The organism is Mesorhizobium sp. M2E.F.Ca.ET.219.01.1.1, assembly GCF_004016445.2.
GTDB lineage: Bacteria > Pseudomonadota > Alphaproteobacteria > Rhizobiales > Rhizobiaceae > Mesorhizobium.
Genome location: NZ_SADT02000013.1, coordinates 45,614 through 53,080 on the forward strand (window position 1 = coordinate 45,614; position 7,467 = coordinate 53,080).

Annotated in this window: 5 protein-coding genes, 1 tRNA gene and 1 rRNA gene; 1 reads left to right on the top strand and 6 read right to left on the bottom strand. The window is 65.6% G+C overall.

The features are described from left to right. Nucleotides 1-21: 21 nt before the first annotated feature. The 4 genes from EN862_RS34275 to EN862_RS34290 form a co-directional block, all read right to left on the bottom strand. Nucleotides 22-324 (bottom strand): (2Fe-2S)-binding protein, encoded by a 303-nt coding sequence (locus tag EN862_RS34275; RefSeq protein WP_127868868.1) that lies wholly within the window; start codon nt 322-324, stop codon nt 22-24. After that, nucleotides 321-2,306, bottom strand: coding sequence for a hydantoinase B/oxoprolinase family protein (locus EN862_RS34280; RefSeq protein WP_127868869.1), 1,986 nt, complete (start codon nt 2,304-2,306; stop codon nt 321-323). The genes EN862_RS34275 and EN862_RS34280 overlap by 4 nt, the downstream gene beginning before the upstream one ends. Nucleotides 2,307-2,311: 5 nt before the next feature. After that, on the bottom strand, nt 2,312-4,390 hold the full coding sequence (locus EN862_RS34285) for a hydantoinase/oxoprolinase family protein (protein WP_127868870.1): 2,079 nt from the start codon (nt 4,388-4,390) through the stop codon (nt 2,312-2,314). Nucleotides 4,391-4,479: 89 nt separating this feature from the next. Then, a complete protein-coding gene (locus tag EN862_RS34290; RefSeq protein ID WP_127868871.1) occupies nt 4,480-5,385 on the bottom strand; it encodes a LysR family transcriptional regulator in 906 nt (301 codons plus the stop codon). A gap of 103 nt (nt 5,386-5,488) precedes the next feature. Here EN862_RS34290 and EN862_RS34295 point away from each other — a divergent pair, with 103 nt between their 5' ends. Beyond that, entirely contained in the window at nt 5,489-6,607 is a 1,119-nt protein-coding gene (locus tag EN862_RS34295) for an FAD-binding oxidoreductase (RefSeq protein WP_127868878.1), read from the top strand. A 318-nt stretch (nt 6,608-6,925) separates the two neighbouring features. Here the strand turns inward: EN862_RS34295 and EN862_RS34300 are convergent. Then, nucleotides 6,926-7,002 (bottom strand) — tRNA-Met (locus EN862_RS34300). Nucleotides 7,003-7,358: 356 nt separating this feature from the next. Further along, nucleotides 7,359-7,467 (bottom strand): 5S ribosomal RNA (gene rrf / locus EN862_RS34305); the annotation flags it as partial.

Consider the following 7,467-nt stretch of genomic DNA (forward strand, 5'->3'; position numbering starts at 1 on the left):
TTTTCGGCGATGAGGGCCTACTCACGGCCAGCTCTCCGGGGGCGTCGTGCGCAACCACATGCCCTCAGTGACAGGCGTGGAACACGCCCGCAGGCGTGGTCCCTCCTCCTGCCACACCCAGCAATCCTGGCAGGCTCCCATTAGACAAAAGCCGGCGCGCGGCTCAGGTCCGAACTCGGAACTCCGCAATGCGTGTCCTGAAGCCAGCATCGCGGTCAGCACCGTATCGCCGAAAAGTGCTGAGCGCTTCTCGCCGTCAAGAAAGAACTGTACCTCCGCCCGGTCGCGCTCGGCCAGCCGGACGATGCGACCGGCGTTGATCATTCCGCGGCCTCTCGCACCGGTTTCGGACGCGGCAGTTCGGGAAAGCGTTCGCAGACCGCATCAAAGGCGGCCTGGACGCCCTCCGGCCCGGTGCGCCCTTTCATGCGCCGAAAAATCTCGGTCTTGGCGAAGAACCGCCAGTGGATCGGCAAAGCATCCAGCACGGCGTGGAGCCGGTCATAGGCTGCCGGCGTCCACTGCGCTTCGTAGCCTTCGCGCTCCGGGCCGAAATGAAAATGACCGGCGGCCGGCTTGTGCTGCGCGCGCAATTCGTTCGTCGCCTGCTCGTCAACCTCGCCGTCGCAAAAGACGACGCCATAGTCGCGCTCTGCCGCTGCCGGCGTGAGATAGCCACGTCGCACGTCCTGCGCGACCCGCCAAGGCTCGCGCTGATGCGGATCGCCGCGCCCGCCGCCACCGGCGGAGCGGATCTCGAGCACGTCGCCCGGCTGCAGCACCGCCGTGTCGATGTTTCCCAGCCGCCGCTCGTGACTGGTTCCCGGATTGACGACCATGTCCGACAGGCCGGCCGCCTTGCCGCCCAGCACGCCCCACGGCCGGAAGAAACTGCGATCGCGATTGCGCGCCGTGATCCTGGAGTCCGGCGCGAAGACGCGAAACGCCATCTCGGTCGCCAGCCCACCCCGCCAGCGGCCGGCACCGCCGCTGTCCCGGGCGAGCCCGTATTTTACAAACTCCACCGGCGTCTCGGTCTCGGTGATCTCGATAGGCGTGTTCTTCAGATAGGCGGCATCGGCGCCCGACCCGTTGGTGCCATCGCGATGCGGCATCGCGCCGCCGCCGCCCACAACCGGGTTCACCGCCGCGATGACGCTGCGGCTGGTGCGCTCGTCCGTGGTCATGACGTTGACGATGCAATTGTTGCCGGCCGGCGCCGCGGGCAGGCGTTCCGGCACCGCTTGGGAAAAGGCGCCGAAGATGACCGAGCGCAGCCGGGCGCAGGTCAACGAACGCATGCCGACGGCGGCGGGATGGACCGGGTTTAGCACCGACCCTTGCGGCGTGATGCAGGTGAACGGCCGGGTAAGCCCGGTGTTGAGCAGGATCTTCGGATTGAGCGTGTAGAGCACGTAGTAGACGCCGACGAGCAGCATGGTGTGTCGCGGATCGCCGCCCGAAGGCACGTTGAGCGACGAACCTAGCTGCGGATCGGAGCCGGTGAAGTCGAGCACCGCCTCGTCGCCCTTGATCGTCAGCCTCAGTTTCAGCCGGCAGGGATTGGCTTCGACCGAATCCTCGTCGGCATAGTCGGCGAATTCCCAGGTGCCGTCGGGCATGGCGCGCAGCACGTCTCGCGCCTGCGCCTCGGCGTGATCGAGAAGCGCGGCGACCCCTTCGACGAAGCCGGCCGTGCCGAACTTTTTGACCATCGCCTGGATCTTGCGCTCGCCGGTATTGAGCGCGCCGACCAGCGCCTTGATGTCGCCGATATTGAGGTCGGGCTTGCGCACATTGGTGCTCATGATCCGCAGGATCGTCTCGTCGAAGACGCCCTCGCGCACCAACTTCATCGGCGGAAAGCGGATGCCTTCCTGATGGATCTCGGTCAGCGCGCGGCTAAGGGATGCCGGCACCGCCCCGCCCATGTCGGTGTTGTGGATGTGGCCACCGGTCCAGGCGACGATCTCGCCTTCGACGAAGACCGGCTTCCACAGATGCGTATCGGGCGCGTGCGTGGCGACATGGCCTGAATAGGGATCGTTGGTGAAGGCGACGTCGCCCGGCCGATAATCATCCACCATCGCGATCGCGCGGTGATAGGAAAGGCCGGGGTACCAGGTGGCGCCGAGTTCCATCGGGACGGCGAAGGTCGCGCCCGAGCGGTCCATCAGCATCACCGTGAAATCCTGCGTTTCCTTGACGAAGGCCGAGTGCGCGGTGCGGTGCAGCGTGTGGGCCATGTTCTCGGCCGCCGCGCGGGCATGGTTGGCCAGAACCTGAAGGTTTGTGCGGTCGAACAAGGGCGTCACTCCGCAAAGGTCAGAAGAAGGTTGAGGTGGCGGTCGACCCGAGCCTGCGTTCCGGCGGGGATGGCGAAGGTGGTGTCTTCCTGCACCACCACGGCGGGACCCTGGAACGTGCTGCCGGGTTCGAGCGCCTGCCGGTCGTAGAGGTCGACAGTTTCGACGCTCAGGCCGGCGTAGATCGGAATCCGGCGCGCTGGGCTGGCCAGGGCCTCTATCTCGTCTGCCTCCGGGAAGGAGAGGGCCGGCCCTGAGCCGATTGCCGACAGCCGGACATTCACAAGCTCGATTGCGCCGTTCGGGTCGTGGAAATCGTAGAGCTGTTCATGGGTTCGGTGGAAGGCTTGCGCGATTGCCTCCGCATCGCTCTCTGCTAGCCATTTCGGCGAAAGGACGACCTCGATCTCATAGCTCTGCCCGATGTAGCGCATGTCGCAGGAGAGATTGAGTTCAGCGGCCGCATGATGCCCCTGCGCCGCAAGCCAGTCGCGCCCCTCCTGCGCCAGTGCCTCGAAAGCCGCGCGAATCGCGGGGAGCGAGGCGGCTGACAGCGGGCTGAAGATGGTGCGGATGAAGTCGCCGCGCAGATCCGCAACCAGTCCTCCCAGCGCCGACACCACGCCAGGGCGGCGCGGCGCCATGACGCGCTTCATGCCGAGTTCGCGGGCAAGGAAGGCGCCGAGCATCGGGCCGCCGCCGCCAAAGGGCATCAGCGTGAAATCGCGCAGGTCGACGCCGGCCCTCGAGGCGAGCTTCTCGACCTCGACGAACATTTCCGACACCGCGATGTCGAGGATCGCCTGCGCCGTCTGCTCGACCGGGCGACCCAGCCGGGCGGCAAGGTCGCCGACCGCGCGATGCGCCAATCCGGTATCGATGCTGAGCTGGCCATAGGCCATCTCGCTGTGACCAAGCCATCCGCACACCACCATGGCATCCGTGACCGTCGCCCGCATGCCGCCGCGGCCGTAGCAGGCGGGTCCTGGCGTCGAGCCGGCCGATTCCGGTCCGACGCGCAGCACCCCTTGCGCATCGACGCTGGCGATCGAGCCCCCACCGACACCGATCGAGCTCACCGACACGGAAGGAATATGCAGCGGAAACTCTCCGATCAGCTCGCCGGTGCCGAACTGCGCCTCGCCGCCGATGATCAGTGCGAAATCGGCGGACGTGCCGCCGATGTCGAGAGTGAGGATCCTGTCCTCGCCGGCCTGGCGCGCCAACCAGGAAGCGCCGATGACGCCGGAAGCCGTTCCGGACAACAGCATGTTGACGCAAGCGCGCTTGCCTTCGGCGGCGTTCATCAGCCCGCCATTCGATTTCGTCAGCATCGGCCGGGCCGACACGCCGCGGCTTGTCAACCGCTCCTCCAGCGCCGTCAGATAGCCCGAGACGCGCGGATGGACATAGCCGTTGAGAATGGCGGTCGAGCTGCGCTCATATTCGCGGATGACCGGCCAGACCTCGGCCGAGGTGAAGACGAAGAGCTCGGGCGCAAGGCGAGCGATCACCGACTTCACTGAGGCTTCCTGCGCGCCGTTGCGCCAGGCGTGAAGGAAGGAAACGATGATTCCTTGCGCGCCGTTGGCTTTCGCCGCTGCCACCGACCTTTCCACCGCCGCCATATCAGGCGCCTGCGACTCGCTGCCATCGGCGCGCATCCGGGCCGGAATACCGAACACCATGTCGCGCGGGATCAGCGGATCCGAGCGTGAGCAGAACAGCGAATACATGTCCGGCATGCGCAGCCGCGCCAGTTCGATGACGTCCTCGAAGCCGGCATTGGTGAACAGCGCCAACGGCGCGCCCTTGCGTTGAATGATGGTGTTGATGCCGATGGTCGTGCCGTGCACGAAGCGCGTCATGTGCGTGGGATCGAAGCCCTCGCGTTCAGCGAGAAGCTTGAGGCCCGTCATCAGCTCGGCGCCCGGATCATCCGGTGTCGTCAGCACCTTCAGCGAAGCGACGCGTCCGGAGTTTGCCTCGAGCGCACAGAAATCGATGAAGGTCCCGCCGATATCGACGCCGACCTTCCAGTCGGCCTTGCTCCGCACCTCGTTCGCCGCGACGGCACCATCCATGATGTGTCCCTTCCTGTCTGCCGCCGGAAACTGGCACGAGCGGTCGGTCAGGGTCCAAGATGGATGAGGGGCAAGGATATAAGTCTTGCTTATGCCTTGGCGCGGTGCTCGCCGAGGACGCCGGCGCAGGCCGCGCGGATTTCGTCGCGCATCATCTCGTCGGCCCGCGAAAGGGCTCGGGCGCGCGAGGTCAGCAGCGCGATCGGGAATTCCGGCCCGGCCGCCAACGGCCTGACGCTCAGCCCGGCGAACTGGTGCCAGGGCAGCAGCGCGTCGACCAGGCCTATGCCCAGGCCGGCCTGGACGAAGCCGACCGCGGAGATGGAGACGTCGATCTCCAGCGACGGCGAAAGCGCCACTCCTTGCGCGCGGGCAGCATGGGCCAGTTCGTCGGCGGGACGGGTGTTGCCGCGGTAGGATATCAGCTCCTCGCCGACGAGGTCGGCCAGCGTCAGCTCGGTTTTCTTCTGGAGCGCATGCCCGGCGGGCAGCAGGCAGGCGAAGCCGACGCTGCCCACCACTTCCGCCTCGATATCGGGCGGCAGCCGGTCGTCCAGGGCCACACCCAGGCTGGCGTCGCCGGCACGCAGCATGTCAACGATCGCCGCGATCGGCGCGCTATGGGAACGCAGCAAAATATCGGGATGCCTCGCCCGGAATGCGGTGAAGGCGCGCGGCAATATCGCCATGGCCGGTGGCGGCGAGGCCGCGACCCGCACCAGTCCGGTCCGTCCGAGCCGCAGGTCGGTTGTCTTGCGGCGCAGGCCGTCGAGCCCCGCGGACAGCCGCTCGGCATCGGCGAAGAGCTCGAGCGCTTCCGGGGTCGGTCGCAGCCTGCCCTTAACCCGCTCGAACAGCGTGAAGCCGAGCTCGTCCTCGGTGTGGAGCAGGATCTGGCTGAGCGCAGGCTGGGAGATGTTCAGCATCCGCGCCGCGGCGGTCACGGTGCCGGCGCGCATGACGGCGATGAACACTTCGAGCTGCCGGGCCCGCATTGCCCACTCCATAGGTAAAGCTTATGGGTCTTGCCCAATCCCATCTTTGACGCAATGAAGTGGCGCCGACAAGATGGATGCATCCAAGGATCAAGGAATGACTATGGATGTGATCGTGCTGGGCGGCGGCCTGATGGGGACGGCTTCGGCGTATTTCCTCGTCCGGCGCGGCGCGCGCGTGACGCTGATCGAGCGCAACCGGATCGGCACCGGCGCGACCGTCGCTTCGTTCGGCAACATCCGGCGCACCGGGCGCCATCTATCCCAGCTTCCATTGGCCCACCGATCGCTGAGGCTGTGGGGCGAAGCGGAAAAAATGCTTGGCCGCGACGTGGAATTCCGCGCGACCGGTCACATAAGGCTGATCTTCGACGAAGGAAGCCTTGCCGACATGCGCGCCTATGCTCAAGCCGCGCGGCCATGGGGGCTCGAACTGGAGGAACTGGGGCCGAACGAGATCCGGTCCCGCTTTCCGGGCCTCGGCCCCGAGGCGATCGCGGCATCGTTCTCGCCGCATGACGGCAGCGGCAATCCGCGGCTGATCGCGCCAGCTTTTGCCGAGGCTGCCCGCAAGCTCAGCGCGGAAATCGTCGAGGACACTGAGGTCGAGACGATCAAGCACACCGGCTCCGGTTTCCTTGTCGCCACTTCGAAAGGGTCTTTCGCCGCCGACTGCCTGCTTAACACCGCCGGCGCCTGGGGCGCGCGCGTCGCCGCGCGATTCGGCGAAGAGGTTCCACTGGAAGCGCGCGGCCCGCAGATGGGTGTGACCGAGCCGCTACCATATCGGGTCCTGCCGGTGGTCGGCATCTGGACGCGCGACAAGGACTATGGCGCTTATCTGCGTCAGGTCGAGCGGGGCAACATCGTCTTCGGCGGGGCGGCCGAAAGGGTATCGGTCGACCTTGATCCAGGCCACGCGGCCGCCGACCCGATGCGGCTGCCGATACAATTGCGCGCCGTCGCGCGGCTGTTGCCGGCGATCGCAAAGGTCGCGGTCATCCGCACATGGTCGGGCTGCGAGGGCTATGTACGCGACATGCTGCCGGTCATGGGACAATCAGCGACGACGCCGGGCCTGTTCCACGCCTTCGGCTTCTGCGGGCACGGATTCCAGTTAGGTCCGGGCGTGGGCGAGGCCATGGCCGAACTCATCACGACTGGTCGCTGCGAAACACCGCTCGATGATTTCAGAGCGGATCGTTTCAGTCGCGCGGCCTGACAAAGCGAACCGATCGCGATTGGCCTGCCCGGGACGCCAGCGATGACCGTTTTTAGGAAACGCCGGAGGATACTGCGACGGATGGCATCGGGCGCAAAGCGGTCTTTCCGACATCGGCCCGGGTGCCTATCTTTACCAACACCAGCAGCCTTAAAGGCGGGGTACACCGCGCCTTGGCGCGCTAACCTGCCCGCGTTCCCGTTTCGCGCGACTTCTCGGAGCGGTGATGCGCCTCTGGCTCGCCGCGGCGATTGCGCGCCCTTCCAACACAAAAACCGCCCCGGTTAGACCGAGGCGGTAATTGATTTATGATAAAATTGGTTGCGGGGACAGGATTTGAACCTGTGACCTTCAGGTTATGAGCCTGACGAGCTACCGGGCTGCTCCACCCCGCGTCACCTACGAGCAAGCGTTTGCCTGCGACTACGAGCAAGCGTTTGCTTGCGACTACGAGCAAGCGTTTGCTTGCGACTACGAGCAAGCGTTTGCTTGCGACTACGAGCAAGCGTTTGCTTGCGTTCTTGGACGTAAGCGCACGCCTACGGATAGGCTGGCCTACAAATAGGTAGATGGCGCACCAAATGAAAGGGCCGCTTACGCGGCCCGGGATCCCGTTTGGCGGGCCTCATGCATGTCGCTCAAAAGTATTAGCGGTTTTGAGCCGACGACATGCATCACTAAAATCGCAGAGAGAAGATTTACCTCCATCCGGAGCTTGATCCGGCTGTGAGGGTGAACATGCGTTTAGCAGACCTGGCAGCGACCTACTCTCCCGCGTCTTGAGACGAAGTACCATCAGCGCTGGAGCGTTTCACGGCCGAGTTCGGAATGGGATCGGGTGCAGCCGCTCCGCCATAACC

Bases quoted from the DNA above. Each gene is read 5' to 3' on its own strand.
- EN862_RS34295 (WP_127868878.1), top strand. From the start codon at position 5,489: ATGGATGTGATCGTGCTGGGCGGCGGCCTGATGGGGACGGCTTCGGCG.
- EN862_RS34290 (WP_127868871.1), bottom strand. From the start codon at position 5,385: ATGCGGGCCCGGCAGCTCGAAGTGTTCATCGCCGTCATGCGCGCCGGC.
- EN862_RS34275 (WP_127868868.1), bottom strand. From the start codon at position 324: ATGATCAACGCCGGTCGCATCGTCCGGCTGGCCGAGCGCGACCGGGCG.
- EN862_RS34285 (WP_127868870.1), bottom strand. From the start codon at position 4,390: ATGGATGGTGCCGTCGCGGCGAACGAGGTGCGGAGCAAGGCCGACTGG.